Source organism: Thalassospira alkalitolerans, from assembly GCF_002115745.1.
In the GTDB taxonomy this organism is placed as follows: Bacteria; Pseudomonadota; Alphaproteobacteria; order Rhodospirillales; family Thalassospiraceae; genus Thalassospira; species Thalassospira alkalitolerans.
Genome location: NZ_JFKB01000008.1, coordinates 158,719 through 173,496, shown reverse-complemented (window position 1 = coordinate 173,496; position 14,778 = coordinate 158,719). Strand labels below are relative to the sequence as shown.

The window sequence follows — 14,778 nt, the reverse complement described above, 5'->3', positions numbered from 1 at the left end:
AGGACAAGGGGCGAAGGTTCAAAAATCGGGTGGTCCGGCGATGATAATCAGGGTCGGACCACCCGAAACAAGATTACTTTATGGCGCTGATTTCTTTATAATACGCGCCATATTTCTCGTCGAACCGTTCATGAACAAGCTTTTCCACGCCGGCGCGGAATGCGGCAACGTCAAGCCCGTCATCCGGGCCGATGATCGTCATGCCGGCTTCTTTCAGCTTTTCAAGGTCACCGGCCTCGTTATCAAGGATCATTTTTGATGCTTTTTGACGCACGGTTTCGGCGGCTTTTTCAATGCCTGCTTTGACGTCGTCGGGGAAGCCCTGCCAGGTGTCTTCGTTGATCACAACGATTTCTGCAGCCGAAATATGCCCGGTCAGCATCATGTGTGATTGCACATCAAACAGTTTGTGAACCAATGCCACATTGACCGGGTTTTCCTGGCCCTGAACGATGCCGGTTGCAAGGGCGGTTGGAACTTCGGACCAATCAACCGGAACCGGTGCCGCACCAAGGCCTTCAACCGCGGTTAAATAAACCGGGGACGGAATGGCGCGGATTTTAACACCGGCAAGATCGGCCGGGGTTTTGATCGCACGGTCAGCGGTTAACTGGCGGGTGCCGAAATAAAACGCATACAAAACGCGCATATTGGTATTTTCGATCAGGCCAGCATTCAGTTTTTCCATCACCGGCGAATGAATATCGACAACATTCATCAGGTGATCATAGTCGCGATACAGATACGGCGTATCAAGGACACCGAAATCTTCGTAAAGCGAGCTTAGCGCCCCGGCCGTGTTATGCGACAACGCAATCGCGCCGGTCGAAACGCTTTCGGCCAGTTCTTGGATTTTGCCAAGCTGGGAAGACGGATAAACGCTGATCTTGACCTTGCCGCCGGTGTTTTTGGCGACTTCCTCGGCCAGCCAGTCGGCTTGCAAACCGGTGATGCTGGTCGGTGAATTCATGTGGCCGTAATTAAGTTCGATATCCTGTGCCTGCGCGCCAAAGGCAAACAGACTACAAGATGCCGCTGCTGCAATCGACAGCGCGAAATGTCGGAATTTTCCGTGTGTGAGCATTGTTTCCTCCCGTGATGGTCCGTGGACCGCAATATGAAGGGTTATTGTTGTTTTTCCCTTGAATAAATTGATGGTAGGTGAAAGTTTATCCCTCATTAAACATCATTAATTGATGTTTTTTGATGGTTTTGAGGGAAAGATGCCAAAGACGACCGGCCCGGTAATCAAGGATATTGCTGAACTTTCCGGGGTTTCACCCGCAACTGTTGACCGTGTTTTAAACAAGCGATCCGGCGTGCGTGAAATGACGGCCAAACGTGTTTTGCAGGCCGCTGCCGAACTGGGGTATTTGCCAGAATCCGACATGCAGGCAAATTTCCGCCCGCGCCCGATGAAGGTTGTTTTCCTGTTGCCAGCAGGGACCAATCCGTATCTTGGGCTTTTGGGGGAAACCATCAAAGCCGCGGCGGAACAACCATCGGGCTACAACATTCGGGCGCGATGTTTTTTCATCGACAGTTTCAATCCAAAACTGTTGTCAGATGCCATGCGCCAGCACGGTAAAACCGCCGATGGCATTGCCTTTATGGCGATTGATCACCCGCTGGTGCGCGAAACCATTGCGGATTTGCAGGCCCAGGGAAAGCACGTCATTACGCTGGTGTCAGATATTGCCGGAATACGTCATTCGGCCTATGTCGGGCTGGATAATCGGGCGGTTGGACGCACGGCGGGGTATTTGCTGGGCCGGTTAACCCGTCAAACAACCGGCCGGGTTGCGCTGATCACGGCAAGTCGCACTTATCGCGCCCATGAAGAGCGCGAAATGGGCTTTCTTAGTTTGATGGATGAAAGTTTTGCGGGGATTTCGGTGATCGCCGCGCGTGAAGGCCACGATAATCGCAGTGAAAACTATCACCACACGGTGTCGCTTTTGGCGGAATATCCCGATCTGATCGGCATCTATAATGTCGGGGGATCATCGGATGGCATTGCGCGGGCATTGCGCGAAAGTGACCGGGGGCGTGATATCGTCTTTATTGGTCACGGCCTGACATCGGATACGCGCAAATTTCTGCTTGAAGACATCATGGATATCGTCATTACCCAAAGCCCCGATATCATCGTGCAAAACGCCCTTAAAATATTCGACAATATCCGCAACGGTGCCGCCCCGATGCAAGGCGTTGCCGATTTGACCATGCAGATTGTGGTTAAAGAAAACCTGCCGTAATGCCCCATCCCCGACGATGGCGGGGCATAAGAAAAGTTTAAAAAACCCCGGATATGACGCCGGGGTTTTCCATATCAGTCGGTATCGGAATGAACGGGCACGTCTTTTGAGTCTTTCAGCAAATCAATGCTGTGGACACAGTCGGACTTGTTTTTATAGCCCTCGCTGCTCATCGCGATTTTTTCGCCGTTTTTGGCGATAAAGGTCCAGCGCCATTCACCCTTTTTATCCTTGTAAAGCGAATAGCGCGGCGATGGTGCATTTGCCATGGGTGTTTCTCCTGAATGTCTGTGGATTTTCCGCCATATTTGGCGCGCCCCTTGATGACAAGGGGCATCTCCTAAGACTTTTGCCAGTCTTGTTCTGTGACAAAACAGGCGCAGGCAAGCTTTCGATCAGAAACGCCGCGCGTTACCCCAAAAGCGCAATCGCGTCATCATGCCCGGCAAGCAGGATGACATCCTTTTTGGATGGCTTGGGGCATGGGGTTGGATTGCGTAGCGGCAAAAGCGATGCGGCGATGGTTTTCGCATCCGGTGACAGGTAATAGGCATCCTCTGGCCCCATGACCCGTGAACAGAAAATCGCCGCGGTTTTCGGGGATTTGGCGGCAAGGAAAAGCTTGTCAAAGGCGTCGATAAAGGCATTGGACGATCCCAGAGCTTCCTGTTCCGTCATCTTGATGCTGACCCAGCTCATGGGAGTCTCTCGTCTGTTATGTGAAAATGGGAGTGCCATTATTCACCCGCCGCCCGACAAGTCGAGCGTTTTTGCGGCTGTTAACGCGATAGGAAATTAATCCTTTACAATGAGAACAAAAGAAGATTATAGCTTGTGCATCAACACCGGAATTGCATCCGGAAGTAGCCCATAACCGGGCAGGCGGGTTTGGTACGGTAGCCAAACCGGGCTTTGCACGTATCGCACTTTTCACATATCGGGCACGCCAATTGGCTGCGCATCCTTTGCGTGGCAGGGGATTGGTGCGGGTTTTTGCAAGGAATTGCTGAAATCCGGGGCCAGAAAGAGGGCGAATATCGCGGGGTGTGTTCGGGGCATGGCGGCATGTCTGAACGCAAGGGCGGTGTTGATGGTGGCGAACGAGCAGAACAGCAGACAGGCAGATCAGCAGGAGGGCGGAATGACCGAACAGAGACTTTTTCCCAAACCGTTGTCGCATCGCACGATTACACCCTTTGCCAGTGCCCGGCAGGCCTGGTTTTGGTTTGTGCGATGTCAGACAGCACGGATCGAAGGGGCACGTGTAATTGCCGATGCGGGCGAGGTGATCCGCCCCTGTGACCCCGATGATATTTATAACGCGGTGATGCGGCTTAGACGCGACGGCACCTTGCACGACCGGCATTTGCAGGTGATCGAATATTTCGGCATTGTCGAACGCACGCCTGATCCGCGGGACCCGCGCGAAGGGCCCAAGGCAGCACTTTGGGATCAGGCGATGGACGCCTTGCAAGATGTTTTGATTGCGCGTGATATTGTTTTACCGCGTGATGATGAGGCTTTTCACAATCCCGAACGGATGATCGAAATGACGGGGGATTTATCGCCATGCAGTGTTTGATGCGCGATGCGGTCAAGCCTTGTCAGGAGCCGATTTTGACCCCGGATCAGGACCCGCCGGAAACACGTGATGCTGCCATGCGTGATGTGCTGGTGGTGTTTGCCGATGCGCCGGAAAAGAAGCTTTTGCGCGGCCTTAAACCGGGCTTTCGGCATTGCTTTGTTGTCATGTCTGGGGCGCGGGCCGGGGATTGGATTTGCCTTGATCCGCAAAGCCATCGGGTAGCATGCGATATTTGGCATTATTCGGTTTTGTTTGATCCCGAAGCCTATTATCGCGGTCGCGGTTTTGATTGCGTTTGGGTCAGTTATCCGGCCGAAGTGCCCAAACGGGTGCGGTTCGGGGCGTTTACCTGTGTCGAATTTGTCAAACGGTTGCTGGGCATTTCGGGGTTCTGGATCATCACCCCGCATCAGCTTTTTCAGGCGCTGAGAAACCCCGAAGAAATCGGTTATCGGCGTCGCTATCAGGGCGATGTGTTTTTTTCTGAAAAATGTTCTTGATTTGTTCTTTTTAATGTGACATAAGAGGCAAATCAACACGACAACTGCGCCCGCACGGCTTTATCGCCTTGCGGGCGTTTTTGGTTTCAAACCGAATTTTGGGGGCACAATGGGCAGTTTGTTTTCCACCCCGACACCAAATGTCACGACCCCGGTTCAGACCGCATCCGACACGACGGTTGCCGATGACGGTGAAACCGCGGCCGAGGCATCGCGCCGTGCGCGGACCGAGGCGCTGGAACGGCGGCGTTATGGCCGGGCCGGTTTGATCGGCACCAGTTTTCGCGGGCTTTTGACCGACCGCATTACACAGGCCGCAGGCGGCAAAAACCTTTTGGGGGAATAGCAATGGCGCGACGGGAAACGGCAAAATCGGCCGGGCGTGATGTTGGTGATGGTGGTGGGGCGGGCGATGTTCGCGATGCTGGGAATGGCACATCCGGGCCGCGCCAAAATGGTATCGCGATTGAGAGTTTGCAGGCGCGCTATCGCGCCGCCCTGGCACGCCAAGGCAATTGGCAAAAGCATTGGCAGGAATGTTATGAATTTGCCCTGCCGCAACGCAATGGGGCCAGCGAACAATCGGTTGCCTCGAACGGGGCGAAACGGTTTGACCGGGTGTTTGATTCAACAGCCCCCGATGCGGTTGAACAGCTTGCCGCCAGCCTGATGGCTGAAATCACCCCGCCGACGGGCGGCTGGTTTGATTTTGAGCCGGGTGGCAATGTTGCCGACCAAGATCGTGAAATCCTGACCGCACGTTTGGCGCGTGCGGCACGCATTCTTCAGGGGCATTTTGATCGATCCAATTTCGCCGTTGAAATGCATCAGGCGTTTTTGGATCTGGTTACGGCGGGCACGGCCTGTTTGCGCCTTGAAAGTGATGATCTGCAAAACCCGTCGGCCTTTCGCTTTGGCGCGGTGCCACTGCGTGAACTGGCGTTCGAAGAACGATCAGATGGACGAATGGACGCGGTATTTCGCAAATTGTCACTGACCCGCGATGATATTGCGCAAACCTGGCCGAATGCGACGCTGCCAGATGATGATCGCGGTGCCGATCAAACCCCGAAACGCTTTGCCGTGGTCGAGGCGGTCTTGCCCGATCCGGGCGTTGCGGGGGGGTATCAGCTTTGTGTGTTTTATGATGATGCCCAGATCGCGACGGGCAAGGGGTCAAGTGACGGTGTGATCCATCGTGACCGGTTTGACGTGTCGCCCTATATCGCCTTTCGCTGGATGAAGGCCCCGGGCGAGGTTTATGGCCGGTCGCCGGTGATGAAGGCATTGCCCGATATCAAGACCGCCAACAAGGTGGTCGAACTGGTGCTTAAAAATGCCTCCATCGCGGTGACCGGCATCTGGCAGGCCGATGATGATGGGGTGTTAAACCCCGCGACCATTCGCCTTGTGCCGGGAAGCATCATCCCCAAGGCGGTGGGATCGGCGGGGTTAAAGCCGCTTGAGGCACCGGGGCGGTTTGATGTTTCCGATCTTGTGCTGTCTGATTTGCGTGACCGCATTCGGCGCTGTTTGCTGGCCGATCGTTTGGGGCAAAGTGACCAGCCCGGCATGACGGCGACCGAGGTGCTGGAACGGGCATCGGAAAACGCCCGGTTGCTGGGCGCGACCTATGGCCGATTACAGGCTGAATTGCTTTATCCCCTGATCCGGCGTGCGATTCATATTCTGGTCAAACGGGGTGAATTGCCAGAGATGCCGCTGGATGGCGATGTTGTGCAACTGCGCCACAGTGCGCCATTGGCGCAATTGCCCAAACGGGTTCAGGCCGGGCAGGCGATGGATTGGTTATCGCGCATTGCGACGCTGGGGCCAGATGCCTTGGGCGAAATTGATATGCCCCATATGGTGCGCTGGCTGGCCGATCAATTTGGTGTGCCGGACCATTTGTTGCGTCCGATGTTGCCGGCCACGATTGCGGGGATTACCGGGGTTGAAGGGGAATTGCCATGACCGGTTGGGATTGGTTTGAGGATTTGGCGGTGACGGATGAAACCGCCGATGATCACTGGCGCCATTGCTTTGCCAGCCGCGCCGGGCAGAAGGTTCTGGCCGATCTGGATCGCAGCATTACCCGCACCGCCCTTGGCCCGCAAAGCACGGATCGGGCGATCTGGATGCGCGAAGGGCAACGGGCTTTGGTACTGCAAATCGCCCGTCTTGCACAGGACCGCGACGGGGATTTTGTAAAGACAACCATAGGGGAGCAATAGATGAGCATGGGACATCAAAACACCGCAGAAAGCCTTTTGACCCCGGCTTTGTCCCCGACCGCAGAGGCATTGGATGCCGGGCAAGGGGATGCTGGAAATCCGCCAATGCCATTGGCCGGTGAACCAGATTTGGGGACCAATCCGTCAGTGCCGGGGGCGTCTGAACCGTCATCGAGACCCGATGCCGGTCTTGGTCCTGATCCGGCGGTGGACAGTATGACGGATGGCGAAAATGCCGCCCTGTTAACCGTGCCGGAAACACCCGATGGTTATGAAATTTCGGTTGATGCCGTTTTGGGGGCGGTTGATCCGGCCTTGAATGAACGGTTGCATCAGGCGGGCTTTACCGGGGTACAGGCACAATTGGTCTATGACCTTGCGGCGGAAGTGATTGGGCCGATGGTTGGCGAAATCGATACCGCCGGGCAACGCGCAGCAGATCGCGCAACACTTGTTGCCGAGTTTGGCGGGGCGCAAAACTGGGCGCGGCTGGCGCCAAAGATCGAAAAATGGGGGCAGGAAAACTTTCCGGGGGCGGCGTTTGACGTGTTGTGTCAATCCGCCGACGGGGTGCGGACCTTGCATCGTTTGATGACCGGCGGGGCGGAACCGGGATTAAACGGTGGCAATGGGGCCGGTGGCGGTGATTTGCGGTCGGAAATTCGGACAAAAATGAACGACCCGCGCTATTGGCGCGATCGCGATCCGGGGCTGGTGGCCGAGGTGCAGACAGCCTTTGACCGTTTGCAGGATGGTTGAGTTTCGGCAGGCGGTTTTTGGGGCTAATGCGCATCAACCTGATAACGGCCATTGGCTTTATGGACCTCGGGCGGGATACGGGTACGTTCAAAGGCGGTGTAAACATCATAAAGTCCCGGTGCCGGAACGCTTTCAAACGCATCTTCGGCCAGGGCCAGGGCATCATCCATATTCTGGTGTTGTTCAAATATATGTACCGGCACCTGACTTTGCCCGGCGCGAAGGGCGGTATCGATCAGGATAAAGACCGGTTCGATATCGCTGTTTTCAAGCGCAATGCTGCCGCTACCTTCGCAATTGCCATATATGGCGGGCGGGGTGGCTTGGCCCTGTTCGCGGGTGTCTTCGGGGGCTCCTGATGTCAGGGGTGTCAGGGTGATTTCAAGGTGATGGGGGCTGTTGGGGACAAGGCCCTCACGGGTGATGTTGTAAACGCCAAGTCCGGCAAAACCCGTTTGCGTCTTGTCACCATTTGGCGGGCAGAAACCAACCCGTTTGAACAGGCGGTAACGTTTGTCACCGCGCAGCCAGATTTCAAGGTCACGTTCGGCATTGAACACGCGGATGAAAACCGGGGTGCCTATTGTCAGATCTGCGTTTGAAAGCTGGCTTTCAAGTTCGGGCAAAACACGGTTGCGGATGTTTTCCGCCCCGAACCCGGCAAGGGCCGAAACCCGATTGGCAAAAGCATCGAAATAGCCCGGTATCGGGGTATAGGGCAGCAGGGTATATCCCGCTGCCCCGGCCCCGATCAGGGTGATGAAGGCAAACAGTTTTGCGCGCAACGCAAAGCTCCAACTTTAAGTCTGATCAGAAGGGCAAAGGCCCAAGATGTGCAACAGATCCGGGCAAACCGGACAATTGTTCAATCCCCGGCAGGTGGGGTTTGGAACAACGCCACAAGACACGTCAAGCATGACCAGAAGATGACCGGTTCGGGGTGCAAATATGGCGCGATTGTCAAATTTGCCGACCTTTGGCGCTGTTTGAATGCGGTGCCGGTCGCACAAGTATTTCAAGGCAAAGGGAAACAAAACCGATGAGCGTGACAATCGATAAAAGTTTCGTCGACCATTTTCAGGCCGATGTGCATCAGGCCTATCAGCGCATGGGATCAAAACTGCGCAATACGGTGCGGGTTAAAAACAGTGTGAAGGGGGCGAGCACCGTTTTCCAAAAAGTTGGCAAGGGCACGGCAACCACCAAGGCACGGCATGGCAAAATCCCGGTGATGAATGCCGATCACGAGGCCGTCCGCTGTGATCTTCGCGATTACTATGCGGGTGATTGGGTGGATGCGCTCGACGAGCTTAAGGTCAATCATGATGAAAAAATGGTGCTGGCCAATGCCGGGGCCTATGCGCTGGGCCGGAAAACCGACGAGCTGATCATCAATGCCCTGACCGGGACCAGCGATGTCTTGCCCGATAATACCGATGGCCTGACCCTTGACAAGGTGATGAAGGCGTTCGAGGGGCTGGGCAATCGTGATGTGCCCGACGACGGGCAGCGTTATGCGGTTGTTGGCTGGAAACAGTGGTCTGAACTGCTTCAGATTAACGAGTTTTCCTCCAGCGACTATATCGGCGATGAAGACCTTCCGTGGAAGGGCACGCAGGCCAAACGCTGGCTCGGGACGCTTTGGATGCCGCATTCCGGCTTGCCGGTGGCGGCGGGTATTCGCTCGTGCTTTTGGTATCACCGCACCGCGATTGGCCATGCCATCGGGTCCGAAGTGCAATCCGATATTACCTGGCACGGCGATCATGCGGCACATTTCGTCAATAACTCGATGAGTCAGGGGGCGGCCCTGATTGATGAAGCCGGTGTGACCTGCATTCGGGCCAAGGAATAGGCGCGATATTTCGTCCCCGACGTAACATTTCCGAACAATGGAGACCCTAATGGCAGAAGGCTTTAAAGCCAGAAACCTCAGTGTTCTGGCCTATGCCAATGGCTTTACGCTTTGGCATTACATCACCCCTGACCTTGCGACTGATGTTGATACATCGGGCTATTTCGAAGATGCGCGCGACATGCTGCGCATCGGCGATTTCATCATCGCCAATACCAACCGCGATGGCACCATATCGGGCGGCATGTTCGTGGTGGCAAGTTCTGGTGCTGCGGGCGTTGACGTCCGCGATATGACGGCGGTGGGCACCAGCAACACCGACTGATTTGGCACAATCCGAAAATTTCACCTTTCCCTCGACCCGTTTCTGTTTTGGCAGGAGCGGTTTTTTTATGCGCAACCAAGGAGAACGCCCATGCAGGGTTCCAAACCAGTCGAATGTGAAGTCCTTAATGTCATTCAGGCCGCAGGTATCTGGCCGGATTGCGATGACAAAACGCAGTTGTTGCAGGCGATTAATACACTGGTTTCGGGCGGTGGTAACGGCGGTAATGTCGGGTCAGCTCCGATTGGCACCGTTCTGACTTATGCCGGTGCAACTGCCCCCGAAGGCTTTATGCTTTGTGATGGCACTGAACTTCTCGCCAGCGAGCATGTCGATCTGTTTACTCTGATTGGAACGGTTTACGGCGAAGGTGCAGCTACGGGTAGCTTCAAGCTCCCGGATTTGCGCGGCCGAACAGCAATTGGGGTCGGTCAGGGCGTTAATTTGACGGATCGCGTTCTTGGTGCAACAGATGGTGCCGAAACTCATCAACTTACGATTGATGAGATGCCATCGCATAGTCACGGAGATACCTTCAATACTACGGGGCCTCATAATGTTGGCTCGAACGGTAATGGGCAGTTTGGATCAACCGGACTGACAGGCGGGAACCAACCTCATAACAATATGCAGCCCTTTGTGGTGCTGAACTACATCATCAAGGTCTGATTCTACTTCTTAAGCCAACCTTCGACCCGGTAGCCCTGTGCTGCCGGGTTTTTTTGTTCAAACACGGAGAATATCCATGCAGTGTAATACCCCGGTTGCAAGTGAAGTTCTTAACGTTGTTCTTGCCGCAAATATCACGCCTGATCGTCAGGATGACACCCAGCTTTTGCAGGCGATTCAGGCTTTGGCTGGAAATCAGGCACTGACGACTATTGCGGCAGGAGCCGGGTATTTCTCTATGATGGGGAAAATATCCGCAGCAGGTGCTGTCACACTCGATATTCCGGAAGGATCGGTAAATATTGGTGGGAATGGCAAGGGTTATATGATTGCAGCCCAATCGAGCTGGGATGTGTCAGATGCCACAAACCATGACGGATCGTTGGGCACGTTGGTACTTGGCGATGATGTCTATATCTATGCGGTCGATGATGGCGATATCCAGGCGAAGCTGGTTGCCAGTAAAAATGCTGATATTCCAGATGGCTATACGGCGGTTAACAGCCGCAAGATTGGCGGTTTCCACTATGGTCGGGTACGGCCGGTGGTTAACCGTTACGATACTGACTATATCCCGTCAGTACAGATCGTGCCGAACAGCGTTTGGGATTTGCAACATCGTCCGTCCTGTGATCCGACCGGTATGGTGGAAATCACGCCGGGCGGTTTCTGGGCGGATATTTATCTGAACAGCGAAGGTGGCGGTATCTGGCCGGAAAATGTTCCGGTAAGCCGTTACGGACAAAGCCTGATTCGAAACAATGTCTATGCTCGTTCTGATTTTCATTTGCTGCTGCGGAATGCCGGTAAACGACTTCCGGTGGTTGAAGAGTTTCTGACTTACGCGGAAGGTTCTCCGGCAGGCCAGAGCGCTAATAACGACTGTGCTTGGGCTGCAAATACGAATACTGGTCCAGCGCCATCTGGCACTGTGGCAAAGGCTATCTCAATGTTCAATGTGGTGGACGTTGTCGGTAACCTTTGGGATTACATTGGTGAACACTCGGATTGGGGGGACACCCTCAGGAAGGACTTTACAGTAGTAAATGTTGGTAAAGACGCCAGTATTCCTCGGGGGGTTGTCGACCATGCTGAATGGCGAAGCTTTGCTGGTGGTGGCGTTTGGAACTACGGAGATGAAGCCGGTTCTCGTTGCTTGCACTCAGGCTCAAAACCTTGGTTTACCAACGGTATTGTAGGTATGCGTGGCGTCTGTGACGCCCTGTGATCTGTGCGATTAAGGCTTTCTATCTGGCTGTAGTTTCCATCTAAGGTCTGATTGAACGCACAACTGGGGCCCGGTTTTCCGGGCCCCTTTTCTTTGGGGGGGAATGGTATGGCCCTAAGCGATATCGCGCTGTGTGCGCGTGCCTTGGTGATGATCGGGGCAGCGCCGATTGTTTCTTTTGATGAGGATACCGCCGAGGCCGAGGTGGCGGGGATGTTGTATCCGGCCATTCGCGACGGGATGCTGGCGGGGTATCCCTGGCGGTTTGCGGCGAAGGGGGTTTGGCTGGCGCGGTTGGCCGATGAAGGCGTCGGGCAGACGGATACGGGGGAAACGTTATTTGCCTTGCCGGGGGATTTTATCCGGCTGTTGTCATTGGAAAGCGAAACCGGCGGGGTGCCGGAATTTGAGGTACGTCAGGATGCGGTGATGTGCCGGGCGGACCGGGCGTATTTGCGCTATGTCGGGCGCATGGCAGAGGCATCGTTTCCGGCGTTTTTTGATCTGGCCTTGATGACGCGGCTGGCCGCCGAGTTTTGTTTGCCGCTGACCGAAAGTGCGTCGCGGGCGGAATATTTGTTTAAGCGGGCCGAGGATCAGTTTCGCGCCGCGCGACTGGCCGATGCGCAGCAATCGACACCGCGGGCGATTGATGATTTCACCCTGATCGGGGTGCGCAGTTAAGTTTTTCAAAAACAGCAAAACAGATGCGAGGGGCAGCATGGTGTCAGCCCGGTGTTGCTTTGGGCTGCTTTGCGCTGCTTTGCGTAAAGGGTGGAAAGTTGGGTGTTCTGGCGGCATCGGGTGTAGCGGGGCGCTGGGGTTTGCGCGGATTGGGCTAGCGGGGTGATGTGCGGGGCAGGTCGCTGATATTCGTGGCATGAGGCGGACTTGGCGGGATCGGCGGGATCGGGACAGGGCAGGGCAGGGGAGCCGAATAAAAATGGCGCGCAGGGTTTTGGAAAAGACGACCTTTTCGACCGGTGAATTGGCCCCGGAATTATGGGGGCGGTCGGATTTAAATGCCTATGGCAATGGGGCGGCCCGATTGCGCAATGTGTTTATCGAGCCTTCGGGCGGGGTGCGCAGGCGGCCCGGTATTCGGTTGGTCGATGATCTGGATGGGCCGGTGCGGTTGATCCCGTTTGAGTTCAATACCCAGCAGACCTATTTGATGGCATTTGGGGATTATCGCGGCACGATTTACCGCGACGGGGTGGCGATCATATCGTTTGAAACGCCGTTCGGGGTTGATCATCACGCGCTGTTAAGCTGGACGCAAAGTGCCGATACGCTGTTGGTGGTGCATCCCGATGTGGCGCCGATGCGTTTGACCCGGACGGGAGCCGTTGAAGGGGAAAGCGGCGAGGGTAATTGGCAGTTGACCGATTGGGCCTGGCGGGAAAATACGGTCAAACGGCTTCAGCCCTATTATAAATTTGTCGAACCGGCGGTGGCGATTACGCCATCGGGTACCAGCGGCACGGTGACGATTACCGCCAGTTCCGATTTGTTTGTTGCCGGGCATGTTGGCACGTTTTGGCGTGTTCAAGGGATCGAGGGGGAAATTACTGTTGTTACCAGTGCGACGGTGGCGAGCATTGCCCTGAAAGAAACCCTGCCCGATGCCAGTGAAACACAGGATTTCGAGGAACAGGTGTTTTCATCCGTGCGCGGGTGGCCGCGCAGCGTGACGTTTCATCAGGACCGCATGGTAATTGGCGGATCACGCGATTTGCCCAACCGGTTGTGGATGTCGAAATCGGGTGATTTGTTTAATTTTGATCTCGGCGAGGGGCTGGATGACGAGGCCATCGAATTTGCCCTTTTGGCCGATCAGGTCAACGCGATTACCGGCATTTTCGCCGGGCGTCATTTGCAGGTCTTCACCAGCGGTTCGGAATGGATGGTGACGGGGGACCCGTTAACACCGGCCAATATTCAGGTGACGCGCCAAACCCGGATCGGTAGCCGGGCGGATCGAAACGTGCCCTTGGTCAATGTCGATGGGGCGACGATCTTTGCCGCGCGCAGCGGGCGCGAGCTTCGCGAGTTTCTGTTTACCGATGTCGAGCAGGCCTATGGCGCGGCGGATTTGGCATTGCTGTCGCGCCATCTGGTGCAAAGCCCGGTTGATCAGGCATTCGATGCCGATCGCAGGCTTTTGCATGTGGTGATGGGCGATGGCAGTTTGGGCACATTGACCCTTTATCGCAGCGAGGCGATTACCGCCTGGTCGGCGCAAAGCATTGCCGGTGGCGCGTTTCGCGGCGTGACGGTTGTAGGCGGGCAGGTTTACCTGAGCATCGAACGCGGCGGGCGGTTTTACCTGGGCCGATTTGACGAGACCTGTGGGCTTGATCTTGCGATTACGCAACAGATTGGTTCGGGCGAAGACCCCCGTCGGCATTGGGGCGGGATGGGCGATCTTGAGGGGGTCAATCTTGCGATTTGGGCGGGGGGTGTTTTGTATCGTGAGGTGCCGGTTATTGGTGGCACGGTCAGTTTGCCCGAGGGCGCGGGGGCGGTGGATGGGATTGAGGCCGGATTGCCGTTTACCCATGAAATTACTGCCCTGCCACCGGCGGGATCGGATGGCACGCGCCCGCATGGTGGCAATGCCTTGCGCCTGATTGCGGTGACGTTTCGCGTACAACAAAGCGGTCAGTTGCGCGTTGATACCGGGCGCGGATTGCGCGATGTGCCGTTGGGAAATGGCCGACGGGGTGGCGATAATGATGCGGATTATAGCGGGGATGTCAGTTTGCGCGCGCTGGGCTGGCGGCGCGGCAGCGGGGCGGCCAATAGCGGATTATGGCATATTGCCGGGGATCTTCCCTGGCCTTTTTTATTGCTGGGCGTTGCCAGCGAATTGGGGGTGAATGACTGATGGGGGCCTTTGCATCCTATGCGCCAATGGCGCTTTCGGCGCTGCAAACCGGGCAGCAGATTTCATCAAATCGCGCGGACCAAAAAAGCCGCGCGGCACAAACCGAGGCCACAAGACAGGCCGATATAAACCAGATTAACGCGACTGAGGCCGAGCGCGAGGGCGAACGTGCCGAGGAATTGCGCATCCGGCAAGCCCAGCTTCGTGCCCGCCAGGGGGCATCGGGCCTGCAAAGCGGTGGAACCGGGTCGGCCAGTGCGGTTTTGGCCGGGCTTGAAAAACAGGCGCTTTCGGAGGCGGCGACCGATGAAGCCGCAGCGGCGCGGCAACGAGCCAGCGTTAATCAACAGGCGAGCTGGCGCGAGCAATCGCTTTTGCGATCATCGCAGGACAATACCGTGGCGCGGTTAAATGCGTGGTTTGCACGGCGTGATGGGTGGGGATAGGGGCGGGCGTTCCAAGGGAGCCAATGGCG

18 protein-coding genes are annotated in these 14,778 nt (G+C 55.8%); 14 read left to right on the top strand and 4 right to left on the bottom strand.

Annotated features, from left to right (window positions below; translation table 11 throughout):
• Positions 1-73: 73 nt before the first annotated feature.
• Complete coding sequence (locus tag TALK_RS13065) at positions 74-1,084, bottom strand: TRAP transporter substrate-binding protein (RefSeq protein WP_085619553.1); 1,011 nt, start codon at positions 1,082-1,084, stop codon at positions 74-76.
• 139 nt (positions 1,085-1,223) lie between these two features.
• On the opposite strand from TALK_RS13065, the gene TALK_RS13060 reads away from it, so the two are divergent.
• Positions 1,224-2,258 (top strand): LacI family DNA-binding transcriptional regulator, encoded by a 1,035-nt coding sequence (locus tag TALK_RS13060; RefSeq protein WP_085619651.1) that lies wholly within the window; start codon positions 1,224-1,226, stop codon positions 2,256-2,258.
• A gap of 74 nt (positions 2,259-2,332) precedes the next feature.
• Here the strand turns inward: TALK_RS13060 and TALK_RS13055 are convergent, their stop codons facing one another.
• Both TALK_RS13055 and TALK_RS13050 read right to left on the bottom strand, forming a co-directional pair.
• Positions 2,333-2,527 carry a YegP family protein gene (locus TALK_RS13055; protein ID WP_085619551.1) on the bottom strand — a complete coding sequence of 65 codons (195 nt, stop codon included), beginning with the start codon at positions 2,525-2,527 and terminating at the stop codon, positions 2,333-2,335.
• Positions 2,528-2,669: 142 nt separating this feature from the next.
• Positions 2,670-2,957, bottom strand: a complete 288-nt coding sequence (locus TALK_RS13050; protein WP_085619549.1) for a hypothetical protein — start codon at positions 2,955-2,957, stop codon at positions 2,670-2,672.
• Positions 2,958-3,399: 442 nt separating this feature from the next.
• Between TALK_RS13050 and TALK_RS13045 the strand changes: the two genes are divergently transcribed.
• From TALK_RS13045 to TALK_RS13020, 6 genes are all read left to right on the top strand, one after another.
• On the top strand, positions 3,400-3,840 hold the full coding sequence (locus TALK_RS13045) for a hypothetical protein (RefSeq protein WP_085619547.1): 441 nt from the start codon (positions 3,400-3,402) through the stop codon (positions 3,838-3,840).
• The gene (locus tag TALK_RS13040; protein WP_139833822.1) at positions 3,828-4,343 is read left to right on the top strand and encodes a hypothetical protein; all 516 of its coding nucleotides are present in this window, start codon (positions 3,828-3,830) and stop codon (positions 4,341-4,343) included. The genes TALK_RS13045 and TALK_RS13040 overlap by 13 nt, the downstream gene beginning before the upstream one ends.
• Before the next feature lie 109 nt (positions 4,344-4,452).
• A complete protein-coding gene (locus tag TALK_RS13035; RefSeq protein WP_085619543.1) occupies positions 4,453-4,689 on the top strand; it encodes a hypothetical protein in 237 nt (78 codons plus the stop codon).
• Positions 4,690-4,691: 2 nt separating this feature from the next.
• Complete coding sequence (locus TALK_RS13030) at positions 4,692-6,317, top strand: portal protein (RefSeq protein WP_085619541.1); 1,626 nt, start codon at positions 4,692-4,694, stop codon at positions 6,315-6,317.
• Positions 6,314-6,577: a Bbp19 family protein gene (locus TALK_RS13025; RefSeq protein ID WP_085619539.1), complete on the top strand. Its 264-nt coding sequence runs from the start codon at positions 6,314-6,316 to the stop codon at positions 6,575-6,577. Before TALK_RS13030 ends, TALK_RS13025 begins: the two co-directional genes overlap by 4 nt.
• Entirely contained in the window at positions 6,578-7,336 is a 759-nt protein-coding gene (locus TALK_RS13020) for a capsid assembly protein (RefSeq protein WP_085619537.1), read from the top strand. It abuts the gene before it with no gap.
• A gap of 23 nt (positions 7,337-7,359) precedes the next feature.
• Here the strand turns inward: TALK_RS13020 and TALK_RS13015 are convergent, their stop codons facing one another.
• Positions 7,360-8,121, bottom strand: coding sequence for a hypothetical protein (locus tag TALK_RS13015; RefSeq protein WP_085619535.1), 762 nt, complete (start codon positions 8,119-8,121; stop codon positions 7,360-7,362).
• Positions 8,122-8,375: 254 nt separating this feature from the next.
• Between TALK_RS13015 and TALK_RS13005 the strand changes: the two genes are divergently transcribed.
• The 7 genes from TALK_RS13005 (at position 8,376) to TALK_RS12975 (ending at position 14,749) form a co-directional block, all read left to right on the top strand.
• Entirely contained in the window at positions 8,376-9,191 is an 816-nt protein-coding gene (locus tag TALK_RS13005; protein WP_085619532.1) for a phage capsid protein, read from the top strand.
• 49 nt (positions 9,192-9,240) lie between these two features.
• Positions 9,241-9,516 (top strand): hypothetical protein, encoded by a 276-nt coding sequence (locus TALK_RS13000; RefSeq protein ID WP_085619530.1) that lies wholly within the window; start codon positions 9,241-9,243, stop codon positions 9,514-9,516.
• A gap of 90 nt (positions 9,517-9,606) precedes the next feature.
• Positions 9,607-10,185 (top strand): phage tail protein, encoded by a 579-nt coding sequence (locus TALK_RS12995; RefSeq protein WP_085619529.1) that lies wholly within the window; start codon positions 9,607-9,609, stop codon positions 10,183-10,185.
• Between the two features lie 76 nt (positions 10,186-10,261).
• Positions 10,262-11,413: a phage major tropism determinant gene (locus TALK_RS12990; RefSeq protein WP_211274816.1), complete on the top strand. Its 1,152-nt coding sequence runs from the start codon at positions 10,262-10,264 to the stop codon at positions 11,411-11,413.
• Between the two features lie 108 nt (positions 11,414-11,521).
• Positions 11,522-12,097 carry a phage connector family protein gene (locus tag TALK_RS12985; protein WP_085619527.1) on the top strand — a complete coding sequence of 192 codons (576 nt, stop codon included), beginning with the start codon at positions 11,522-11,524 and terminating at the stop codon, positions 12,095-12,097.
• Between the two features lie 259 nt (positions 12,098-12,356).
• Positions 12,357-14,303, top strand: coding sequence for a phage tail protein (locus TALK_RS12980; protein WP_085619525.1), 1,947 nt, complete (start codon positions 12,357-12,359; stop codon positions 14,301-14,303).
• The gene (locus TALK_RS12975; RefSeq protein WP_085619523.1) at positions 14,303-14,749 is read left to right on the top strand and encodes a hypothetical protein; all 447 of its coding nucleotides are present in this window, start codon (positions 14,303-14,305) and stop codon (positions 14,747-14,749) included. Before TALK_RS12980 ends, TALK_RS12975 begins: the two co-directional genes overlap by 1 nt.
• The last annotated feature ends 29 nt before the right edge of the window (positions 14,750-14,778 follow it).

Coding starts and splice junctions, on each gene's coding strand:
- TALK_RS13065 (WP_085619553.1), bottom strand. CDS start 1,084: ATGCTCACACACGGAAAATTCCGACATTTCGCGCTGTCGATTGCAGCA.
- TALK_RS13060 (WP_085619651.1), top strand. CDS start 1,224: ATGCCAAAGACGACCGGCCCGGTAATCAAGGATATTGCTGAACTTTCC.
- TALK_RS13055 (WP_085619551.1), bottom strand. CDS start 2,527: ATGGCAAATGCACCATCGCCGCGCTATTCGCTTTACAAGGATAAAAAG.
- TALK_RS13050 (WP_085619549.1), bottom strand. CDS start 2,957: ATGAGCTGGGTCAGCATCAAGATGACGGAACAGGAAGCTCTGGGATCG.
- TALK_RS13045 (WP_085619547.1), top strand. CDS start 3,400: ATGACCGAACAGAGACTTTTTCCCAAACCGTTGTCGCATCGCACGATT.
- TALK_RS13040 (WP_139833822.1), top strand. CDS start 3,828: ATGCAGTGTTTGATGCGCGATGCGGTCAAGCCTTGTCAGGAGCCGATT.
- TALK_RS13035 (WP_085619543.1), top strand. CDS start 4,453: ATGGGCAGTTTGTTTTCCACCCCGACACCAAATGTCACGACCCCGGTT.
- TALK_RS13030 (WP_085619541.1), top strand. CDS start 4,692: ATGGCGCGACGGGAAACGGCAAAATCGGCCGGGCGTGATGTTGGTGAT.
- TALK_RS13025 (WP_085619539.1), top strand. CDS start 6,314: ATGACCGGTTGGGATTGGTTTGAGGATTTGGCGGTGACGGATGAAACC.
- TALK_RS13020 (WP_085619537.1), top strand. CDS start 6,578: ATGAGCATGGGACATCAAAACACCGCAGAAAGCCTTTTGACCCCGGCT.
- TALK_RS13005 (WP_085619532.1), top strand. CDS start 8,376: ATGAGCGTGACAATCGATAAAAGTTTCGTCGACCATTTTCAGGCCGAT.
- TALK_RS13000 (WP_085619530.1), top strand. CDS start 9,241: ATGGCAGAAGGCTTTAAAGCCAGAAACCTCAGTGTTCTGGCCTATGCC.
- TALK_RS12995 (WP_085619529.1), top strand. CDS start 9,607: ATGCAGGGTTCCAAACCAGTCGAATGTGAAGTCCTTAATGTCATTCAG.
- TALK_RS12990 (WP_211274816.1), top strand. CDS start 10,262: ATGCAGTGTAATACCCCGGTTGCAAGTGAAGTTCTTAACGTTGTTCTT.
- TALK_RS12985 (WP_085619527.1), top strand. CDS start 11,522: ATGGCCCTAAGCGATATCGCGCTGTGTGCGCGTGCCTTGGTGATGATC.
- TALK_RS12980 (WP_085619525.1), top strand. CDS start 12,357: ATGGCGCGCAGGGTTTTGGAAAAGACGACCTTTTCGACCGGTGAATTG.
- TALK_RS12975 (WP_085619523.1), top strand. CDS start 14,303: ATGGGGGCCTTTGCATCCTATGCGCCAATGGCGCTTTCGGCGCTGCAA.